The 21,488-nt window shown below is 46.3% G+C and carries 16 protein-coding genes; 3 read left to right on the top strand and 13 right to left on the bottom strand.

Annotation, left to right across the window (positions count from 1 at the left end):
- Positions 1-52: 52 nt before the first annotated feature.
- The 9 genes from QTP81_RS07790 to QTP81_RS07750 form a co-directional block, all read right to left on the bottom strand.
- Positions 53-409 (bottom strand): MmcQ/YjbR family DNA-binding protein, encoded by a 357-nt coding sequence (locus tag QTP81_RS07790; protein ID WP_289364791.1) that lies wholly within the window; start codon positions 407-409, stop codon positions 53-55.
- A 23-nt stretch (positions 410-432) separates the two neighbouring features.
- The gene (locus QTP81_RS07785; protein ID WP_289364790.1) at positions 433-1,515 is read right to left on the bottom strand and encodes an ATP-binding cassette domain-containing protein; all 1,083 of its coding nucleotides are present in this window, start codon (positions 1,513-1,515) and stop codon (positions 433-435) included.
- Positions 1,506-2,174, bottom strand: a complete 669-nt coding sequence (modB, locus tag QTP81_RS07780; protein ID WP_289364789.1) for a molybdate ABC transporter permease subunit — start codon at positions 2,172-2,174, stop codon at positions 1,506-1,508. Before modB ends, QTP81_RS07785 begins: the two co-directional genes overlap by 10 nt.
- Positions 2,174-2,959 carry a molybdate ABC transporter substrate-binding protein gene (gene modA, locus QTP81_RS07775; RefSeq protein ID WP_289364788.1) on the bottom strand — a complete coding sequence of 262 codons (786 nt, stop codon included), beginning with the start codon at positions 2,957-2,959 and terminating at the stop codon, positions 2,174-2,176. Before modA ends, modB begins: the two co-directional genes overlap by 1 nt.
- 2 nt (positions 2,960-2,961) lie before the next feature.
- Positions 2,962-3,411 carry a molybdenum cofactor biosynthesis protein MoaE gene (locus tag QTP81_RS07770; protein WP_353059720.1) on the bottom strand — a complete coding sequence of 150 codons (450 nt, stop codon included), beginning with the start codon at positions 3,409-3,411 and terminating at the stop codon, positions 2,962-2,964.
- A gap of 1 nt (position 3,412) precedes the next feature.
- Positions 3,413-3,661 (bottom strand): molybdopterin converting factor subunit 1, encoded by a 249-nt coding sequence (moaD, locus tag QTP81_RS07765; RefSeq protein WP_289364786.1) that lies wholly within the window; start codon positions 3,659-3,661, stop codon positions 3,413-3,415.
- Entirely contained in the window at positions 3,658-4,137 is a 480-nt protein-coding gene (moaC, locus tag QTP81_RS07760) for a cyclic pyranopterin monophosphate synthase MoaC (RefSeq protein ID WP_289364785.1), read from the bottom strand. Before moaC ends, moaD begins: the two co-directional genes overlap by 4 nt.
- Positions 4,138-4,139: 2 nt before the next feature.
- Complete coding sequence (gene moaB / locus QTP81_RS07755) at positions 4,140-4,661, bottom strand: molybdenum cofactor biosynthesis protein B (RefSeq protein ID WP_289364784.1); 522 nt, start codon at positions 4,659-4,661, stop codon at positions 4,140-4,142.
- A 107-nt stretch (positions 4,662-4,768) separates the two neighbouring features.
- Positions 4,769-6,004 (bottom strand): cytochrome-c peroxidase, encoded by a 1,236-nt coding sequence (locus tag QTP81_RS07750; protein ID WP_289364783.1) that lies wholly within the window; start codon positions 6,002-6,004, stop codon positions 4,769-4,771.
- A 186-nt stretch (positions 6,005-6,190) separates the two neighbouring features.
- Between QTP81_RS07750 and QTP81_RS07745 the strand changes: the two genes are divergently transcribed.
- Positions 6,191-7,309, top strand: a complete 1,119-nt coding sequence (locus tag QTP81_RS07745; protein WP_289364782.1) for a M14 family metallopeptidase — start codon at positions 6,191-6,193, stop codon at positions 7,307-7,309.
- Between the two features lie 44 nt (positions 7,310-7,353).
- Here the strand turns inward: QTP81_RS07745 and QTP81_RS07740 are convergent, their stop codons facing one another.
- Entirely contained in the window at positions 7,354-9,672 is a 2,319-nt protein-coding gene (locus QTP81_RS07740; RefSeq protein ID WP_289365611.1) for a zinc-dependent metalloprotease, read from the bottom strand.
- 265 nt (positions 9,673-9,937) lie between these two features.
- Here QTP81_RS07740 and QTP81_RS07735 point away from each other — a divergent pair, with 265 nt between their 5' ends.
- Both QTP81_RS07735 and QTP81_RS07730 read left to right on the top strand, forming a co-directional pair.
- The gene (locus QTP81_RS07735; protein WP_289364781.1) at positions 9,938-11,392 is read left to right on the top strand and encodes a glutamate-cysteine ligase family protein; all 1,455 of its coding nucleotides are present in this window, start codon (positions 9,938-9,940) and stop codon (positions 11,390-11,392) included.
- Between the two features lie 2 nt (positions 11,393-11,394).
- Complete coding sequence (locus QTP81_RS07730) at positions 11,395-12,510, top strand: M14 family metallopeptidase (RefSeq protein WP_289364780.1); 1,116 nt, start codon at positions 11,395-11,397, stop codon at positions 12,508-12,510.
- Here QTP81_RS07730 and recD read toward each other — a convergent pair.
- Genes recD through recC form a run of 3 tightly spaced genes read right to left on the bottom strand, consistent with a single transcriptional unit; the run spans position 12,456 to position 21,458 of the window.
- The gene (gene recD, locus QTP81_RS07725) at positions 12,456-14,336 is read right to left on the bottom strand and encodes an exodeoxyribonuclease V subunit alpha (RefSeq protein ID WP_289364778.1); all 1,881 of its coding nucleotides are present in this window, start codon (positions 14,334-14,336) and stop codon (positions 12,456-12,458) included. The two genes, QTP81_RS07730 and recD, sit on opposite strands and share 55 nt — an antisense overlap.
- Positions 14,333-17,983: an exodeoxyribonuclease V subunit beta gene (gene recB, locus QTP81_RS07720; RefSeq protein WP_289364777.1), complete on the bottom strand. Its 3,651-nt coding sequence runs from the start codon at positions 17,981-17,983 to the stop codon at positions 14,333-14,335. The genes recD and recB overlap by 4 nt, the downstream gene beginning before the upstream one ends.
- Positions 17,976-21,458, bottom strand: a complete 3,483-nt coding sequence (gene recC / locus QTP81_RS07715; protein ID WP_289364776.1) for an exodeoxyribonuclease V subunit gamma — start codon at positions 21,456-21,458, stop codon at positions 17,976-17,978. Before recC ends, recB begins: the two co-directional genes overlap by 8 nt.
- Between the last annotated feature and the right edge of the window lie 30 nt (positions 21,459-21,488).

Raw genomic sequence — 21,488 nt, 5'->3', positions numbered from 1 at the left:
CGACTGCATATTCCCCTGCTGTTTTTACTCAGCAATGACTCTTAATCAATCGTTAATCCGCTAACAAGCGCGCTTGGTCGCGCTTGGGCATTTTAGCTACGACGAGACTAAACGAATTATCGATTAATCGCTCCACCTCAGACTGTGGAACGCTGCCATCAAAATAAACTGAGATCCAATGTCGCTTATCCATGTGGTAACCCGGCGTGACCGACTTATGCACATCGCACAGCGCTGCCGCTTCCAATGGATCACATTTAAGGTTTAGCATTGGCAAGTCATTGTGACGACCAAAAAGCGCAAACATCTTGTTATTTACTTTAAATACGTGGGTATCTTCGCCAAATGGGTAGCCAAGTGTTGTTTCTGGCTTTGCTAACAAATAGGCTTTTAACTGCTCAAACTCCATGCTTTGTATCTCCTTTTATTGCTCTAGTGTGCTTTAAAACTGGCGTATACATGCCGACCAGCCTCAAGGTTTAACTTCTCGATTGATAAGCTAGAAACAATTGCATAAAGACGTTGTGGCGCAGCTTCAGTGCGAGTGAACATGTGCAACAAACAACGACCGTCTGTGCGCTTTTCAATTTGCTCTATGAATACCGGTAACTGGTTAAGCATACTGGAATCACCTGGGGCATTATTACTTATCACAATATGGTTAGCATCTACGCGGATTTTCATTTCATCATGAATTGTAAAATAACTGGATGCATAGAGTCGTACTTCGCCAAGCATAAATTCCTTAATCGGATCAGTGCCATGCTCGGTTGATAAACCGAGTGCAGGCTCAACTGCTAACAGGCTGAAAACAGGTTCACCTAAGCTCTCACTACTGAGGGTATCTGCATCCAACTGCAATCTCGGCAACATCATTTCGGCACTGCCGCTATTGACGACGTTGCCATGCTCAAGATGAATAAAGTAGTCACTTAAAATTGCTAGTTCGCGCAATGCATGCGATACAACCACGACCCGTAAGCCTTTGCTAATCAACCCTGAAATAAATTGAATAAGCTTGCGTTTTAATCGCTTATCCAGCGCAGAAAACGCTTCATCCAACAGCAATATATCGGGTTTATTCAACAGAGCTCTAACAATCGCTACGCGTTGTGCCTCGCCACCCGATAGCTTTGTTACGGGTAGCTCAAGCAGTGATTCAATTTCGAAAATATTCACCAATGATGACATCGAATGCTCTGCAAGTGGATGAGACAGGCCAATCACTGGCGTATGCTGCAAAGCGAAAGACAAGTTACCGCGTACGGTTAGATGTGGAAACAGCACACCATCTTGAAACACTATACCTACGCGGTCACCGCAAAACTCGTGTTTATCCCACAGTATAGGAGCACCACGCATGTCCTCTTCAAGTCCAGCAAGACATCGCAGTAATGTACTTTTACCCGCCCCTGACGGCCCGTAGATTGCAATGCAACCAACCCCAGCGGGGATTCTACAATCGACCGCCAATAGCTGTTTGCGATCTTTTTCGAGCGTAAAGGTTAAGTCCATGAGCTTAACTGCTTGCGATTAAGACGATACAAAATCGCCAGCATCACGAAAGAAAACACCAACAATACAAACGCCAATTGGTGTGCGGCTGAATAATTCAGTGACTCGACGTGGTCAAAAAGTGCAATAGAAACAACGCGCGTTTCTCCAGGTATATTGCCTCCGATCATCAATACCACACCAAACTCACCTAATGTATGAGCAAAACTCAAGCCCACCGCAGTCATAAACGCCGAACGCGTAAGTGGAAAAATCACACGCCAAAACGTTAACCAGCGGCTAAGGTTGAAGGTCTTAGCCACATCTAAGTATCGTTTGTCTAAGTGTTCAAAAGCGTTGTAGAGCGGCTGTACCGCAAAAGGTAAGGAATAAATCAGCGAACCTATAAGAATGCCCGTAAAACTAAAAGCAAGCGTGCTGCCTGTGGTACTTAACCATGTAGCACCAAACCAGTGATTAGGTGAAAAAGCGACCAGCAGATAGAACCCCAAAACCGTTGGCGGTAAAACCAATGGCAAAGCAATCACTGCATTTACTAAGGGCCGCAGTGGGTGACGCCAACGCGCTAACCACCAAGCAAGTGGTGTAGCAAACGCAAGCAAAATAACACTGGTAAACAGCGCCAGCTTTAGGGTTAAAAAGATAGCCTCATAGTCCACTAACTGTCCCCTTGAGCGAAACCTGCATGGGTAATTTGCTGTTGCACATTTGGACTTAATAAATATGTGCGAAATGCCATAGCTTCGGTAACATGCTTACTGCGCTTTAACACAACTAGCTGCTGCTCAATGGGTGAATAGAGCGCAGTCGGTAAAATCAATACATCGGCTTCATCTTGCACTAGGTGATACCCTACAAATCCCACCGCCGCATTGCCGGTATGCACAAATTGAAAGGCCTGAAATACGTTGTTGCCTGTAACTGTGGTCGGTTTGACTTGATGCTCTATTCCCAAAGTTGCCAACACACGTGTTGCAGCAGTTCCGTAGGGCGCTGTGTAGGGATTAGCTATCGCCAATCTAGGTTGTGATATTAACCATTCAGCTAGAGCATCTACATTAACAGATGGCAACTGCTGATTAGGTGCCCACAGCGCTAAAAGCCCACGTGCATATGTTGCACGAGAACCCTGAATAATATGACCTAATTGTTCCAATTGCTCAGGACGAAAAGCATCAGCCGATAAAAAGAGATCATAGGGCGCACCTTGCACGATTTGCGCAAATGCAGTACCTGAAGAACTTGCGACGATACTTAGCTCAATATCGTTTTGCTGCTCAAATTGATTCGCAAGCTTACGAGCCATTGGCGCAAAGTTAGACGCGACAGCAACTCGCAGCTTATCTCTCGCATTAGCTGCCGCAGGGGCGGTATGCAGTAGCACCAAAATAGCGGAAAGCAAAACGACTAACATTCGCATGCGTCGAGCAACTATAACTTTCACATTTACCACTTAGCAGCTGCCTTCTTATCGCTGTCTTTTGCCGCTACCCATTGCCCAGAACCGTCTTCGTGCCACTCTTTTTTCCACAGGGGCACGTCGCGCTTTAAAATGTCCATTAAAAATTGGCAGGCATCAAAAGCGGCTTGTCGATGACGACTGGTAACACCTACAAAGACTATTTGTTCGTGGGCGGCTAATTTGCCTACCCGGTGGATTATAGTCACTGCACCTAAGGTGAAACGCGATCGCGCATCGGCAACGAGTTTCTCCAAGGCTAAGTGGGTCATTTGTGGATAGTGTTCTAATTCAATACCAGCAAGGCGCGCTTCTTGAGCAAGCTCTCGAACGATACCGGTGAATGTAACAATCGCACCATCCCCTTCGGCTTCGCGCAACACGGAATAGCACTCAGCTACGTCAAAGTCTTCGGTTTGAACACTAATTCGGTCCACGTTAACCGCCAGTAACCGGTGGTAAAAACGCGACTTCATCACCATCGCTAAGTACCGCATGTTGATCTGTGAGCGTGTGATTCAATGCACACAAGAACTCGTTGGGACGAACCACACTGTCGAACTCACTAATTTCGCTAGCCAAAAGCGTTCGCAGATCAGCTATTGTCGTTCCATCACCAATGGCAAGCTCAAGTGACTCAGTGCCCAGCAGCTCGCGGAATTGGGCGAAAAATTTTACTGTTATCATGCTTGTTGTGCCTGCCAATGACCGTGCTTGCCACCTTGTTTATCGAGCACGCGAATTCCGTCAATACGCATTGCCGGCTCTAGCGCTTTGCACATATCAAAAACGGTAAGCGCAGCAACGCTAACTGCAGTTAACGCTTCCATTTCAACACCCGTCTTGCCGGTTAAGCGGCACATGGCCTCAATGCGGATGCGGTTTTGTTCTGCTTGGATCTCAAAATCAACACCGACTTTGGTTAAAGCTAACGGATGACAAAGTGGGATCAAATCGGAACACTTCTTCGCTGCCTGAATACCTGCGATACGCGCAACACTAAGCACATCGCCTTTGGCTAATGATTGCTGTTGCACTTGCGCGAGGGTTTCTGGCTGCATGTAAACGAAACCCTCAGCAATGGCAGTGCGTTGTGTATCCTGCTTGGCTGAAACATCAACCATATTGGCATTGCCTTGGCTATCCAAATGTGAAAACGCCATGCTTATTTCCCAGCATTGTCAGAAAGGTGACTTGTTAAATGGCCAACAAAGTTGCAAGGCCGGTGTTCGCTATTGAGCTGCTCTTTGATAATCCCATTCCAAGCGGTGCGACAAGCCCCTGTAGAGCCTGGCATGCAAAAAATAGCGGTATGGTTAGCTAAGCCGGCGAACGCACGTGATTGCACGGTTGAGGTACCTATTTCTTGAAATGAAAGATAACGAAACAATTCGCCAAACCCTTCTACTTGTTTATCAAATAACACCGTAAGTGCTTCAGGCGTGGAGTCGCGGTCAGTAAACCCTGTTCCTCCAGTTACTAGAATAACGTGAATATCGGGTTTAGCTATCCATTCTGATACAACAGCACGCATTTGGTAAACGTCATCTTTTACGATGGTTTTGGCCAATAATACGTGTCCAGCATCTTGTACAGCTGTTTGTAAGAACATGCCCGAAGTATCGGTATCCTCGTCGCGGGTATCACTGACAGTTAACACTGCAACATTTAATGCCTTTGCGGCCACTTAGTCTCTCCTTCACAACGCTTTGCCCCGTTGTATCGCAATCGGCACACAAGCTCAAGGTGAGTTGGGTGAATTAAACAGATCTTGCGATGTTAATGACATTAAGTTTATATGAACGGGTCGCTCCATTTAACCTCACGACTAATACTCTCATCAGTGAGCGTTTTTAGAAATGCGACGAGTGCGGCTTTTTGCTCATCGGTGAGGTTTAACCGGATAGGGTCACCGTTTTGATCAGTCAGAGCCGGTGAGAGTGTTGGGTGTGCTTGAACCCCACTATTATAGTGCTCGACCACTTCTTCCAAAGTCGCGAAACGACCATCGTGCATATAAGGAGCAGTTAGTTCAATACTGCGTAGACTCGATGTTTTAAAGCGCCCCTCAAATATCGGGTTATTAAACACTGCACCAGCTCCCTCGTCAGTCGTCGCCAAATCGAGGCCGTTGTTCATTGGTCCTGGATTTGCACTGACAAAGGCTTCAGTGGTGTGACAACCAAAACAGCCTGCCCCGCCATTGGGTATATTTTGCAAGAACAAGTTTTTACCGAGGTTTTCTTGTGCAGTAAAATTAAAAAAGTCGTCACCTGGCGCATTGGCCATCGCCCGGCCCTCATCATAACGACTGGAATAGCTCACGATACTGCGGACAAACTGAGCGAGAGCCAATGCTATTCGCTCGGAGGTTACTTCACTACTGCCAAATGCATTAGTAAAAAGTTCGGGGTAAAAGTCACGTGCCGCAACCGCAGCAACAACCTCATCCAAACTCATTCCCATCTCTACGGGATCTTGAAATGGCTGCAGTACTTGCTCCTCTAGGGTAGTCGCTCTCTCATCCCAAAAAAAGCGACCGCGTTGGTAATAGCGCGCATTGATTAACGTCATTGAATGTCTCGCAGTTTGCCCTCCCTCAAAGCCAACACTTAGGGTTGCATCATCTGAAAAGCCCAAGGCTTGGATATGACACGATGCACAAGCTACCTCGCCATTCGCGCTAAGACTTTTATCGTAAAAGAGCACGCGTCCGAGCGTCGCACCATCATTGGTAACCGGGTTGTTCGCGGGAGTATTGTCGAGTCCATTGACCGATGTTGGCAATCGTTGTCCAGGTACGTCCATGGTATAGTGCGCGGGCAAATCAAGCGTTTCGTAATCGTATGGTACGTCAGGTAAATCGATTGTGCTGGTCGACCCAGGAGCAGGCTGCACAGGATCGGGCTGAACCGGTTCAGGTGCAAGCGTTTCAACAACTACGGACTCAGAATCACTGTTGCCCCCACCACAAGCGACCACACCAGCAAATGGAACGATAAAAATAACTGTCTGTATAAATTTTTTCATTTGTGCGTACAACCTTATTTAATTCTTCCGCGAGCAAATGCTTAGATATTTGCATCGAATTTATGTCATTGAGTCTACTGGTACGCACGTAAAGTTCTGTCACTGGAGTGTAAAGATTGAGTAAAGGTGACGCTTTAACCAAAGCCAAGTAGACTATGCATCACTAGCATCACTAAGAGAAATTTTGTGAGTAATAGCTTTTCGAAGGAATACCTGGTCGTCGCCCAAAACGCATCTGGGCGCAACATGCAAGTCCCCATCTATCGCTTTCGCGGTCAACAACAGGGTCCGAAAGTCTATATTCAAAGTTCCATCCATGGGGCCGAAGTTCAGGGCAACGTGGTTATTTATCACCTCATTCAATGGTTAAAGCGCATTCCTATCCGCGGTGAGATTACCTTGGTGCCTAACTGTAATCCGGTGGGTACCAATATCAAAGCGGGTGAATATACGCTTGGCCGTTTTGATCCTGTGAATGGAACGAATTGGAATCGCGGCTATTACTATGATCGCGACGCCGTATTGAAATTTGCCCGTACCGTTGGACCAGAAGAGTCGGTCGAATCCATTAAGCAGCGCTTTCGACAAGTACTACAACAAGGCTTACACCAGCGCTTAAACGCTGACTGGGGACTCGGGCTTGCCAATCAACTTAACCTCAAGTTGCAAACATTAGCGATGAATGCTGATATCGTATTAGATTTGCATAATGGGCCAGTGTCTAGTCGCCATATTTACGTTCCTGAATACGCTGCTGATGCCGCAAAGCTGTTTAATATTCCACACGTAATTTTTATTCCTAATCTGTTTGCGGGCGCGCTCGACGAGGCAACCTTTTGTCCATGGTGGACACTGTCAGAGAATTTAACCAAAAAATATCAGCGCGATTTTAACTTCAACATTGAGGCATTCACCGTTGAAATGGGGTCACAAGAAGTTGTTAATTTTGCCGAGGGCGAGGAAGACGCAGAAGGTATTTTAAGTTATTTAAATGGCCGTGATGTGTTGGTAGACGCAAGCATAGGCCCCGCACCTATGCTGCGATATGCCTCTAAACTTAAAGACTACCGCACGCTGTTTACTCAGACTGGTGGCATTGTTGAGTATTGTGCGAAACCCGGCGTTCCGGTCAATCATGGTGAGTGCCTAGCAAAAGTCTTGAATGTTGACGAACTCGATAACGAACGTGCAGTAGAGCTGATCACCGCACCCTGCGATTTGATCCCAGTGCTGCATTTCCCATCGGCTTCAGTGCTCAGCGGAACGCAATTGTATAAATGTTTAACCAACTATCATCAGCTGTGAAGAAGTGCTGCTCTGTAACTTGAGCAGCACCCAGCCAGATTCACTTAAATAGGTGAACCCGGCGGCATACTCACTGGCTTGAAGGTGCCATGCCATTCGCCGGTTTGCCAGTATGTGTCAAGTAACTGCAGAAGAGCTTTGTCAACGTAGGTGTCGTCGTTACGCGCTAGCCATTTAGTAAACTGCTGCAGTGCCCCCATCATCGCTAAACGGTTCTCCGGGCTTAAACTATCCGCCTTGATTGCGTCCATCACCGCATGCAACACGACAAGCTTTACTCGCTCATTAATACTTTCAGCTAGGCCTTCACTTACGCCATCAGTACCAGATGCGCGCGCCTTCCAAGTTTTATCCAATAGTTGATTCAACACCCCAACCACACTCAGATGTTCATCGTCCAAAGTTCGCTGCCACGTCAATCGGTTGAGACGCTCGGCATGCAACAATAACCCTACAGTGTTGGCCGCCGAAGCCTCCGCGGCGCTCAGCGGATCAAACATACGCCCAGTGCGACCGGCAAAAGATTCGCGATTACGACTGGTGCCGTACACTTTGGGAATGATAAGCTGCGTAACACTGTTCGGTAGGGCTAAAAATTCCGGCGTCAAACTGCTTAGCAGGGTTTGTAGTGCTCTATTTTGGCGCTCTGGTGACACTACGGTCTGACCTTGAATAGGACGCTCAGATTTCACTTCGTATTGATAGTCTATCCCACCAATAAGCTTGGCTACTGCATCGGCCTGATAGCGGTGCGCAAAGTACAAGGGAGCTAAAAATTCCTCCAGATCAGATAAAGGGGTTCCCTCTGGAATAGTATCTAAACCAAACCTTGCCAGCCCGTAGTGACGCACTGCAGCTACCCGCTCAAACTCTGCGATCGGGTCTGCACCATTATCCCACAGGTGCCCATCTGCACTGGGGTGACGACCGGAACGAGAATCCGGATCAGACTTATAGCGCATACCACTGTCATAGGCAGCCGCGATGGTTTGAGCTAACCCAGCAGTTTCCGCTTCAGCATTAACAAAGTCTTGATATCCATAGGCAATGGTGTGTAAATCCCAACGTCCCATACCCACAGCGTACGCCCCTTCTAATGATACTTTGCCGCGCACAATTTGAATTTTCGGGTGTGGATAATCCATCACTGAATCACGCCCTGTTTCGCTAGCGGCAAAGTTATGCGCAATACCCAAGGTATGCCCTACTTCATGGGCAGACAATTGTCTGATGCGCGCTAAGGCCATGGCTTGCTGCTTTGAGGTATCGGTATTGCCATCGGCGAATGGACTCGTTAACCCCAAAGCAATCAAATAGTCTTGACGCACACGCAATGAGCCCAAGGTAACATGACCTTTGATAATCTCTCCCGTACGTGGATCCACCACTGATGTGCCATAAGACCACCCACGCGTAGCGCGGTGTACCCATTGGATAACGTTGTAGCGGACATCCATTGGGTCTGCATCTGCCGGCAGTATCTTGACTTGGAAAGCATTTTCATACCCGATCGCGGCAAAGGCGTCGTTCCACCACAATGCACCATCGCGCAATGCACTCATTACCGGTTCAGGAATGCCTGGGTCGAGGTAATATACAATCGGTTCAACAGCTGGGCTGCTGCTCGCCGATGGGTCTAACTTGTTCAATCGATGGCGGGGGATCAGCTTTTGCTCCATCGGTTGATCAATTGGGACCGAATAATCCATATAGCTGTGCTTCCAAAACCCTGAAAACGGATGGAAACGGCGTGGTTGGTATTCATTGTCAGGTAATTCAATGAAGCTGTGATGCAGATGCACAGAGATTGACTCAGGCTCTGGACTGACCTGACTTACATAGGTACCCGGCTTACTACCGGCAAAAGTCACCAATGCTTCAAGTTCGGTATTTTTCGGGAACGCTTTGGTACGAGGTAAATACACACCACTGCGCACCGTATCCACTTTGTAATTACCTTGTTTAGTGCGCTCTAAACGTACAGCAATACCATGAATATCACTGAACAAAAAATCCGTATAATCGACTAACACTGCGCCTGCATCTTCCGCCACCACAGGTAGTCCGGCAATAACCGAATCAGCAAAAGCTTCATCAATTGAAGCTTGTTCAGCCACATTGGCTGAAACAGCGCGATATTGAGTATTCAGTTGCTTCAATAAGACTTTGTTGCCATAACGCTCAAACTCAATCAGACGTGTTTCACCAAGCTGGCCGCGGTCTAAGCCAATGTCATTTGAACCGACGCCTTGAGGCAAACTACTTTGGAAAATCAGGGATTGCTCAAATTCTGATAGCTGCAAATAAACTTTATCTTCAGAACGATCATAAAAGATTGGAATCAACCCCTCTTGTTTGCTCATCCCATCTGTAAACTCTGAGATATTTTGTGCCAACGCCAACGGCGACAGCAGCAGCCAAAACAATAAGCCTGATAGTTTTTTCACGTTTCCCCCAATGTTATAGCGAAAGGTTCACGTAACACCGTAGCAAAAGTTAAGTGCGGTAAACAGTGAAAATATGTGTGTGACGACGAGGTTGCGTTGTTTTGCGGCATCTTGATCTATGTCAACGCCTTTTTCGTTGGATACCCTAGTCTAGTGATAAATTACTTGCAGCGATGAATTTATGGGTCATTCCATTCACCAACAAGCATTTACTGCCGACCAGTACGCGCGCTTCAATCAGCGCTTGGAAGATGAGTTGTGCCTGCTACCTGAGTACCTTACTAACCCTGCACTCGATCGCGAAGTCTCATCAATAGGGGCGGAATTAGAGCTTTATTTAGTCGATGCAGAATGGTTGCCTACTCCGAAAAATCAATGGTTACTCGATCAACGAAACAATCCTTTATTGCAACCCGAGCTCAATCGTTACAACTTAGAATTTAACCTAGCACCGGTTGCCAGTGCTGGAAAATCGCTCAGTGCGCTGCAACAGCAACTGGATCAAGAGGTCGCACTGTTGCGCTCGTTGATGATGAGTAAAAACGCTCGCGTCGTTCCTATTGGGATTCTTCCAACACTCACCGAATATCACCTGGATTCTGAATTTTTAACCGACCGCCCCCGTTATCACGTACTCGCTGAACAACTAGCGGCGATGCGCGAGGGGGCTTTTGAAGTCGATATAAATGGTCAAGACCATTTACAAATGCGTTCTAATGAGGTGACACTTGAAGGTGCTAATACATCCTTTCAAGTACATTTGCGTGTACCGCAGTCGCGTTTTGTCGACATTTTTAACGCTGCCCAATTGGTCACGCCACTAGTGCTAGCGTTAGCTGCAAATAGCCCAATTTTTATGGGTAAGCGCCTGTGGCACGAAACCCGAATTGCGCTGTTTAAACAAAGTATCGACAGTCGAAACCACTTAGATACGCCATGGCGGCAACCCGCTAGAGTCAACTTTGGCCAAGGTTGGTTACGCAATTCAGTCTATGAATTGTTTGCCGAAAACGTGGCGTTGTATCCGCCCCTTCTGCCGCAAATGCCCGATTGCGATGAACTCAGCAAGTGCAAAGCACTGCAGTTACACCAAGGAACTATTTGGGCCTGGAATCGCCCAGTGCTCGATACGGGGAATGACCCGCACTTGCGGATTGAGTTTAGAACTCTACCTGCTGGGCCTACAAATATTGACATGATTGCCAATACAGCAGTTTTAATTGGTCTTACTCTGGCACTAAGTGAAACCGTTAATCAGACAATTGCCAAATTGCCCTTTCAGTACGCTGAATTTAATTTTTACCGCTGCGCTCAAGCTGGCTTAAATGCAAAAGTATTATGGCCGCAACAACATCAACACCAGCTAACCGAACGCCGAGTTATCGATGTCATTGCTGATGTGCTGCCATTAGCTGCTGATGGTTTGCGCTCTATTGGCGTCGACCAGCAGGATATTGACCGTTATTTAACCGTTGTTGAACGTCGCCTTGCTGCACAACAAACGGGAGCTTCATGGCAATTATCAATGCTAGAACGAGTCGATGATAGCCTTAGCCCAATAGCGAAATTAGCAGCCTTGGTCGAGCAATATACGCTTAACAATATTACCGGTTATCCGGTTGCCGATTGGGACTAGAGATGTCAAACAACTCATCGCTTCTTAACCTGATTGATAATCCCAAAGTCGCTGACATACCCGACTCAGTCGAGGCCTTCCTATTCTCTTTAAAAGGGCCATCGATTTTTCTTTTGCGTGGTCATCACTCAGGAAACTGTCGTGTAGTGACAACCCTTCTTCATGCCAATGAGCCCAGTGGGATCCATGCGTTACACCACCTGTTAAAGTCTCAATTCAAACCTTTTTTCGACACCTATATTATCGTTGCATCAGTTGCTGCTGCTCAGATCCCACCAACCTTTAGTCATCGCCAATTGCCAAATGAACGTGATTTGAACCGATGCTTTCGCCCTCCTTACCTCGATTGCAATGGCCTATTGGCTAAATCAATTATTGATTTTATCGTCCCATTAAAACCGCAGTGCATTATCGACGTACACAATACATCAGGCAGTGGACCAGCATTTTGTGTTTCTACGCGTTATCAACGAGAACACATCGCACTCGCGTCCTATTTTTCGCCTTGGTTAGTTCACACGGAGCTAGCATTAGGGTCGATTATGGAGGTTCCTTTTACCGCGCCCATTATAACCGTGGAAGCTGGAGGAGCCGGAGATAAACGCGCGAATGACAATGCCACGAGCGGTTTGCAGTCGTTACTGAGCACCGATGATGTATTCGCTGTTCAACAAAGCATTAGTCTTCTGCATCATCCTTCACGCCTTAAGATTCAGCCAAATGTTTCGATCAGTTTTTCAGAGCGGCCTGTGTTTGGTGCCATGTTAACACTGCGCCATGATATTGAACGGTTTAACTTTGGTACCACAGAAGCGGACACACAACTTGGATGGACCGATAGTGATGGATTCCGACATTTAGCTATCGATAGCGACGACGAGTCAATTGAAATCGATGACTTTTTTTATAATTACAGAGGAGAACTGCGCGCCAAAGTACCGCTAAAAATATTCATGGCAACCAGTCACGCAGAAATAGCCAAAAGCGACTGTTTACTCTATTTCGTTGATGCTTCACAAGTTACTCATTTGGCCGCTGAAGAGACTGATATTGAAGATACAAATTATCCAATAAAATCACTATCGAGGGGCTTAATTCCCGACCAACGCGAAGTCTGATAACTTATTGAGGTTCGGAATCGTTCAGCATTGGTAACGATAGAGAGTGCTCTCTTTGTTCGAGTTACTGCGGTATAAATTAACTCATTCGATAATAATGACTCACCACCAGTATCGGGTAAAACAACAGCCACGTGGTCAAATTCTGAGCCTTGGGATTTGTGAATAGTCATCGCAAAAACGCTATCAATATCACTGAAGCGCTGAGAGCTTATCACTCTATATTCGCCTAATTTGCTCGATTCAAAGTATATATTTAACTGGGATCCCTCTTGCCACACCACACCAACATCACCATTAAATAAATTCAGTGCCGGCGCGTTGCGCGTAACAATAACTAGTCGCCCATGATAAAACTGCTGCTGAGTTGATATACCGAGGAGCCGTTTGAGTTTTTGTTCAATCAGATTATTGAGGTTTTCACTCCCGAATTCTCCCTTCTTCAGTGCTGTCAATATCCGAAAACGACTGGCAAACAATAACGCATCACTGACATTCGACTGTTTAGCAATAGGTAAAAAGTGATCTCTAACCCAATGTTCCAATTGCTGATTGATGAGCTCGTACTCTACCCAGGTAAATGGGACATTGGGGTCAGCGCATAGCTGGATAAAGCTTTGCCAAGCCCGCTCCGCATCAGCTTTACTATTAACCCCGCACTTTAAGGCGTTGGCGAATTCGCCTAACTGACTGTTAAAGCGATGCGTATGTTGTAACTCTATGCAATAACCGGCATGCTTTGTCGGCGGCAATGAAAACTCAAACCCTAACTGTGCTAAATAGTGCTGTTGCTGATTAGACAGCCTGTTGACAGTTCTCGACATCAACATAGGTAATACATTTCCAGCCTCAACTGCAGGTAACTGGTGTGCATCACCAACAAAAACTAATCGGCAATCAGGTTTAGCGGCTCTTACGATACGAGCAAACAAAGCTAAATCGAGCATTGAGCTCTCATCAATAATCAAAACGTCAAGTGACAGTGGATTTTGCTCGTTATAGAGCGCATTTACCGTACCCTCCCGTAAACCTAGCATTCGATGAATCGTCGATGCTGAATCCGGCACACTCGACAGGTATGGTGCAATATGTGGGTCATCCTCAAATGCCTGCAAGCTCTGCCTTAGTGACTCATTTAGTCGCTGCGCAGCCTTGCCCGTGGGTGCTGCTAGGCCTATTTTAAGTGGTCGATTTGCAGCGACTAATAAGGCGATCAGCATTCGCGCTATGGTATAGGTTTTGCCCGTGCCTGGACCGCCGCTTAAAATCAATAATGGCTGAGTCAGTGCTAGCCCAGCAGCCACGCCTTGCCAATTGATTTGATCTTGCGTGTTAGTGTGAGGAAATAACTTACCCCATATGGGCGAGCTACCTTGAGATAACAGAGTAATGGCTTCTTCACTAACCGGTTTGTGCTTTAAGCGCAGCCGCAATTGCTGCTGCAAATTCTGTTCAAAATGGTAGGCCCTTGCGGTGTATAACAAAAGGTTATCAAGCACCAAAGCTTTAGGATTTGGCAACGCCGTAACTAAATTTCGAGCAATTCCTAATAATGTCTCTTGGTCAGCAAATTTAATCCCCAACTTATCACTCGCGGCGTCCCGCCAGAGTCTGACATTACTTACTTCGGCTAGCGCAAGGCAGCTATGTCCTTGGCGTTGGGCCCAACTCAGGGCCAGCAGCAGTTCGAATGCTTGGTCTAATTGCTCTTCAGTCATGTTGTGCCCAGCTTGCTCGAGCAACGCTTTGGCAAAGAAATAATCCAAAGCGATAACATCATGACACTGCTGACAGACTGCGTTAAATGTAGGCGACTTGATTATCATTTTTGCGCCTCATCTTCGACGTTTGCAAAACATTGGTCTAAGTCGCGAATCAAACTTTGTTCAAGCGACTGGAAGAACACGCCCTCCGAGGCTTGGTTCTCTGCATGCATACCTCGTAAATACAGATAACAAACGCCACCAAAATGTTGGGTGAAGTTATAGTTGTTTATTCGCGCCGCAAGATAACGGTGCAACGCGACGGAATAGATTAAATATTGTAAATCATAGTTGTGTAGTAAATTGTTCTGCGCCAATGATTTAGGTGTGTAGTCAGCAATTGCATCACCAAGGTGATTAGATTTATAGTCAGCGACAAAGTACTTACCCCGATGACAAAATATTAAATCAATAAAACCGTGCATCATGCCACTTAGGACCTTGCTGCTCAAATGCAGCTCGGCGTTGATATCATCAGACTCAAGGAGCCCAATACCTTGTAACTGCTGACGATGACGCAGTAAGCAGTGAGTCACTGTGTCAGTATTGACGCGCTCAAGAGGGAAATAGAATTCTGCCTCTCGAAGTGTGTGCTGCATTGAAAAGTTGCTCAAACTCACGCGTTCAGAACTGGATACATTGATAGGCGCGGCTAAAACTTGTTCAAGCCATTTAATCAACTGTGCTTGCTGTTGTTGTGTTTGGACCACACTATACTGCCGGTTAAAGCGCTCCACCAAATCCGTCAATTGTGGTTGGGAAAAATCCATATGTTCTAGAACATCATGCAAAAAATTACCTGCCATCGCGCCCTTTAAAAAGCTGAAACGACTGTCTTCAAAAGGCATGGCACAAGCTTGACTATTCGCCGCTGCTGAAGACATAGCATCCGATTGTGAATAGAAAACTTCGATTTCACGACTGCTAATGTCGGTATTGTGCGAGTCTTTGGTTAGGCCTGAAAATGAGTGCAAGCGCCAATCACTATCTATGTGTCCACTAAATACTTTTGCAGTAAGTTGTAGTGGCTTTACACTGGTAGCCAGTTGTTCGCCGGCCTCAGTATCCAGGCGAGTACTGCACAATGACCAATATTGGCAGCTAGCGACTGCAGCCCGCAGTCGTTCATACCAAGGCAGAGAATGACTAGATTCAGATTCATACAGTGCCGCATCAAGCGCTGATAACTCACAATCATCGCTCTCAGCAACACCTAAATAGCAGCGTTGTGCTGCGCGAGTTATGGCAACATACAATAACCGCATATTCTCCGCATGTCCTTGCTTACGCGTGTGCTCCACGGCATGATCCGTGCGTCCTAGTTGTAGCACACGGCAATCCTGTTCAGGACAAAAGTAATGATAGATCGAGCTATATGAGTTACCTACTTTGACCGGATCACGGTATTCATTGGCGTAAGGTACAAAAACAACTGGGTATTCCAACCCTTTAGATTTGTGCTGCGTAACAATCTTGATTAAGTCTGCATCTGACTCCAGCCGCTGTTGGTATTCTTCTGTTGCCGCAGGATCAGCAATCTGCTCTTTAAGCCACTCTAACAATTGTAATGGATGTGAATTCGTCTGACTCGCCTGTTGTAACATCTCAGCCAAGTGCATGTAATTAGTGATTGCGCGCTCCTGTTCATACCCGGCACTGAAGCGTGTGCACAACAAATCCGTAATAACGGATAAGCAGCCATGTTTTAGCCATTGCTCGCGGTAGGCAGCTAATTGCGCTCTCACCTCACTCCAGCTCGTGTGCTGTGGATCTTGCTGCATTGCCAATAGGCATCTCTGCGACAAACTAAATAAGTGACTACTTGCAGCTCTGACCGCGTGGCGGTCTTGTTGGTAGAACCATATTCCAGTGAGTACTCGTGATAACTCGAGTGCTTCAGCACTGGTAAACAAAGAACTTTTGTCACTTAAATAAACTGCACTCAGATTAACTGAACGAAGTGCTTCACTGATACGCTGAGCCTCGCGTCCTGTTCGCACTAATATTGCGATATCAGCAGGCTTGAGCGGTTTATCGTCGACCCTAACTTGATTTAATAATCGACGGATTTCAGCAACACACCAATGAGTTAATTCACGTTGGCTGGCACGCTTTTTGTCAGCACTACTCAATTCGCTATCAGGAGTGCTTGCAGCAAAGAAGGTTAAGGGTTGCCGACTGTCAGCCAGCGGGTCAACAAAACGCTGTTTGGCGGCGCTTGCATAAGGTGTCGACTTAACTTGTTCATACGCAATAGAGTAGCCAAATACATCGCGCGCCTCGGCACTTAAGTCAGTCCCCCAAAACAATCGGTTATAGGCTGTCACCATGCCTGCGACCGATCGCCAGTTCGTGTCCATCACCCATTGATAGTCAGCATCATCGCGTGCAAGTAAGTAAGTGAAAATATCACCACCGCGAAAACCATAAATGGCCTGTTTAGGATCACCGATCATCATTAATAGCGGTGGCTCTGAATCGCTAACCAGATCTGTGCTAGTGCGATAGATATTGCTAAGAATTTGATATTGCAGGCTGTCAGTGTCTTGAAACTCATCGATCAACGCCACTGGAAATTCGTGCCTGATCTGAAGGGCAAAACTACGCGATTGACTCGTAGCAACCGCGAGGTTCTTTATCAGATCATCAAACCCCACCTCGCGCAGTCGCCTTTTTTCAGCACTCACGTGGCGTTTAACCCACTCGACAATAGGCAACACTACGTGCCATTGGTCTATTTCTGCGAGTAGATCTTTACGTGTTTTATCCAGTTTCCTGGCTTCATCAGTAAGCTTTTTGCGTAATTCAGAGACTGGTTTCAAAACTTCTTTCACTGAGTCTTTCCGCGAATAGCGATTGCCGTGAAGAAAAGCGCTAACGGCTTTAGGTGGCTCAAGCAAATTGGGGCTCGCAAGCCAATCCAGTAACACCTGCCACTCGTCTTCACGTGCACTTTGTTGCTTATGACCTTCGATTAGCTCGGCAAAAATCATTGTTTTATGAGCTAACAATTGTGAAGTCGCTTCGTTTAGATCTGCCTCATGTTCGTTAAGCAAGGCCCGCATGTTATTGTCAAAGTCGGTAGTAATTTCTTTCTCAGTAAATACTTTGACCGACTCGTCGGTGTAAATAAGTGACTTGAAACTATGCCAAAATGACTCTGGTGTATAGCAGCCGTGACTCCCTAAAGACGCCATGAGTTCGTTATTGTTGCGATGAATGCGAAACCAATCTTGTAATGCTTGTAAATACAAAGGTTCATGGTTGTGGGCAAGTGTTTCACTCATCGGCTTACCCGCTGCAAATGCCATTTCGGTCAATACCCGATAACTGAAACCGTGCAAGGTAAATACCGCAGCCTCATCCAACTCTAACAGTGCCAACTTGATTCGTTTTACCGCTTCTTGTTGGTCACAGTTAGCGTGCAAATTCGCCATCACGGCATCATTGTTCGTTTGTCTGTAGGTTGGGTTTTGCCAATAATGCAATGCTTCTTGTAGGGTATCAGCCAAGCGCCCACGCAACTCCTGCGTGGCGGCGTTGGTAAACGTCATCACTAGGATCTGGGTAACCGATAAGCCCCGCTCAATTACTAATCGCAGGTAAATACGCGTTATATTGTAGGTCTTACCTGTGCCCGCACTGGCTTCTATCAAGTGAGAGCCTGATAAAATCATTGCATTGACATCGAGGGGGGTTGGCTTACCCATTATTGCGTCCTTTGCGCTTATTTGTATCCACATTTAGCAGAGGAGCGTAGAGCTCTTGTATATGACCAATATTTATATCATTGAGAATATCGACTTCTGGTTTGAAGTAGTTGACATAAGGATTACTGAGTAACGAAGGTTTATACATTTGTTCTTCTAGCAGGCGTTCTAATCCTTGACGCAATGGGTAATTTTCATTAATCGATAAGTCAGGTTCAAAGTGCTTTGTCACTACTTCGCCAATCCTGGCATGAATAAGCAATGGCCTACGCAGTATATCTTGTACTGCATCAATAGTGTTGATGAGTAATGTGTTGGCCTCAGCTGGAGACATGTCAGGGTAATTTACTTCCTCTAATTTAGCCGCACCACTTTTGTGTACGATTTGCACACCGCTAGCGCTAACCGTAGTATTGTTCGCAACGGCAGATAAGGCCTGCTCAATACGGTGTTGAATACGATGTACCGTGCGGAATTCACTGACGCGATAAAATTTCAAGACCTGCTCGGGTCGCTCTCCACTATTGTCGGTACCAGCTAAAACACGACAGTGACACCTGATCCCACTGACATCGGCTTGCACATTTTCCAAGGTTAGTGGTTCGCTCGCGACACTTTCAATCAAGCGCTTCCCTTCCTCAACAAAGTCGCTAACAAGCCCTTGATTGACCGTATCTTGAGGGAGCATTCCAGCATTTTCTTGCAGCGCTAAAAAGTCCTGAATGTGCTCCTCGGTCCCCTTTTCTAGACCTATGTCGACCAAGGCTTGCAAAACCTGGTAGCGCGTTAGTGCATCAATTGTAAATGGCTCACTATCTTCTAGTAATGGAGAAGTATCCTCTAAATACATTCCCAGCGTCATATTAGCGTAATACTTCAGGGGATCGTCTAATGCATTAGCTAATTGTAAACTGGTGAATTCCTTGGGTATTACCACCGCGATATCCGCATCATTGACGTCCCCCTCATCATCCGCTTCGCCATTGCGGTTACCCTGCACCATCTTAGCCAATCGCAACCAACCTTGATTATAGCTGTGGACGTCACTACCAGACGTAAAATGACGAGCCGAAAAAGGGTGTAACGGCAAGTGTTTTAATACATAGGTCGTTTCACCAGTTGCCCGATTAGGTGCAGCAAAATGGGTGTTTAAGTATTCGCAAAACTCTCGTAATACGATACTAGGTTGCCGTTCACTATTATCCGTAATCGACTTCGCTTGATAGCTAATATAAAGCGCAGAACGGGCTGAAATAATAGCTTCCAGGAATAAATAACGGTCGTCTCCTCGACGTGAACGATCGCCAATGCGACGCGGCGTATACTGCATTAAATCGATAGAAAAATTGCTACTCAAACGCGGAAATTCACCATCATTCATGCCCAACATTGCGATAATTTTAAATGGAATACTGCGCATGGGTAACATTGAGCAAAAAGTCACTTGCCCAGTCATAAACTGATTCACAGCATCTGGCATTGAAAAACTGTGAGTTAAGGCATCACGGATAATTGGCAGGGATACTTCGCCTTCAAAAGCCGCTAATTCGGTGTTTTCAATCAGTTCAGCTATTGCTTGGTCAAATTTACTCGCAACAACGGTTTGTTGCTGCAAACTTCCAAACACACTGAGTTTAAGCTCATGTAAGTATGACTGCCACTGCGCGATGGTTCGAGACTTGGTCAGTAAGGCTCGATGCTGCTGTAACCGCTCAACAATTAAACAAAGTTGGCCTAATGCACGAGCTTGTTGGCCTTCCACATCGGGTACTGTAGCGACGTCTTGAACTAATGTCATTTGATCGACATGTGCTAAGCCTATCAACAAGCGTTTAAGGCCCCATTGCCAGCTGTATCGCCCTGTCGAATCGTTAGCGCCACCAGCAATAATTTGATCGGCGTGCCCAGCCAAAACTTGCTGCTGATGTTCGCTGTCTAACCCCCATCGCACATTGGCGGACTTAAGCCATTGTGTTATCAATTGTAAGTCGTCACTAGACAGTTCGAAGTGCTCGCGAACGACTTCTAGACGCAGATACTCAACAATTATCGAGACCTGAAAGCGACTATCTGGTAGGTGTAAAAGGCTTAAAAACGCTGCGATTTCTGGCACGCTATCTAAGGGTGCTCTATCTGCAATTGAGAAGGGAATTACCGGCGTGTGATGGCCTTTTCCACGTTGTGCAAAAACACTGGCAATGTACGGTGAATAGTTCTCTATTGCCGGACACATAACCAACACATCTTGCGGTTTTAATTCTGGGTCTTGTTCAAATCGCGCAAGTAAAAAGTCGTGTAATCCTTGTAATTCTCGTATCGCATTATGCCCTTCGGCAATAACAATAGATTCATCGGGCGATGCACAAATAAATTCTGTTGCATTCTCCTCACCGGCAAAAATAGCTTGCTGTACATGTTGAAGGAGGTTTTCTGAGGCTATCGATTGTTGAGCTTCGGGCAAAGGCGCATCAAATGCACTGATTTCAAAGGTTTGCTGTTGTTGCAATAAGTTAAATAAATCTCTGCCTTGCTGGCCGAGATTGGCCAACAGCGGATTGTTTACTTCTTGATCAACCCAGGTCGCTAGTTGCTCAGCTCTCGCTCGCTGTTTATGGGTTAGTATATCTCCCCAATAGTTAACACAGGGGTTTAAATGAAAAATGTGAATTTCACGATGTTGTGCTACCGCGTTTAAAAATTCCACTAACTGTGGCGCCATCGTGTTTAAAGCAAAAACGTAAACATGTTCAGGTACACTTAACTGGTGACTATCACAACGTTGCAGGGCTTCAACTGCTCGTTGGTGAAGACTCGCGGGATGATCGGGTTGTTGGAGGTGGAGCTGACGCCATAAGTGCGCTTGCCAAATACTCTCGGCTCTGCCCTCGAGTTTGGTATCGCGGTTTTTGCCTTGCTCCCAATTCGCTAGCCAATCAGGTCGGTACAGCATGTATTGCTCAAATACATCGGCAATGCTGCGACAGAATTCAAATATCTCCGCCTGATTAACGGTACCGTTGCGATTGACCAGTTGACTTAAATACTGTTTAACGGGTGCCATATCCGGATGATTTATGCACTCATTCGCACTTAATAAAGCATAAATCCGCCATACTAAGACTTCGCGCTTGTAGGGTGACTGTTGGGGAACCGTGTTATCGCCTAAAACCTCTCGAGCCGTATTCCACATAAAACGCGTAGGCATTGGAAAGGTAAAGTTCATCGCAACACCCTGCTGCGTTGCAAGTGTCATATTTAACCAATGTTGCATGCCCAAGCTCTCAACTAGAATCGTTGTTGGGGCCAAAGGATTAGACACTGCTGAAGACGCTTGGTGACTGCGCATAACAGCCCCTAGTAACTCAGCTAAATGTTCAAGTTTGTTTGACGGATATAATCGCAGCACAAGCAGAAAAATACTTTTTCTTGCATAGTACGTTAATGTTCGAGCAAAACCCAGTAGGAAAAAGCCCATGTGAATATCTGGACACAGAGAAATTCACAT

The organism is Neoalteromonas arenosi, from assembly GCF_030362855.1.
In the GTDB taxonomy this organism is placed as follows: Bacteria; Pseudomonadota; Gammaproteobacteria; order Enterobacterales; family Alteromonadaceae; genus Alteromonas_E; species Alteromonas_E arenosi.
The sequence above is the reverse complement of the archived record's forward strand: the minus strand, read 5'-3'. Positions and strand labels throughout refer to the sequence as shown.

What these genes read in the sequence shown, in the direction of transcription:
- QTP81_RS07790 (WP_289364791.1), bottom strand. Translation starts at nt 409, where the DNA reads ATGGAGTTTGAGCAGTTAAAAGCCTATTTGTTAGCAAAGCCAGAAACA.
- QTP81_RS07785 (WP_289364790.1), bottom strand. Translation starts at nt 1,515, where the DNA reads ATGGACTTAACCTTTACGCTCGAAAAAGATCGCAAACAGCTATTGGCG.
- moaD (WP_289364786.1), bottom strand. Translation starts at nt 3,661, where the DNA reads ATGATAACAGTAAAATTTTTCGCCCAATTCCGCGAGCTGCTGGGCACT.
- moaC (WP_289364785.1), bottom strand. Translation starts at nt 4,137, where the DNA reads ATGGCGTTTTCACATTTGGATAGCCAAGGCAATGCCAATATGGTTGAT.
- QTP81_RS07750 (WP_289364783.1), bottom strand. Translation starts at nt 6,004, where the DNA reads ATGAAAAAATTTATACAGACAGTTATTTTTATCGTTCCATTTGCTGGT.
- QTP81_RS07740 (WP_289365611.1), bottom strand. Translation starts at nt 9,672, where the DNA reads ATGAGCAAACAAGAGGGGTTGATTCCAATCTTTTATGATCGTTCTGAA.
- QTP81_RS07735 (WP_289364781.1), top strand. Translation starts at nt 9,938, where the DNA reads ATGGGTCATTCCATTCACCAACAAGCATTTACTGCCGACCAGTACGCG.
- QTP81_RS07730 (WP_289364780.1), top strand. Translation starts at nt 11,395, where the DNA reads ATGTCAAACAACTCATCGCTTCTTAACCTGATTGATAATCCCAAAGTC.
- recD (WP_289364778.1), bottom strand. Translation starts at nt 14,336, where the DNA reads ATGATAATCAAGTCGCCTACATTTAACGCAGTCTGTCAGCAGTGTCAT.
- recB (WP_289364777.1), bottom strand. Translation starts at nt 17,983, where the DNA reads ATGGGTAAGCCAACCCCCCTCGATGTCAATGCAATGATTTTATCAGGC.
- recC (WP_289364776.1), bottom strand. Translation starts at nt 21,458, where the DNA reads ATGGGCTTTTTCCTACTGGGTTTTGCTCGAACATTAACGTACTATGCA.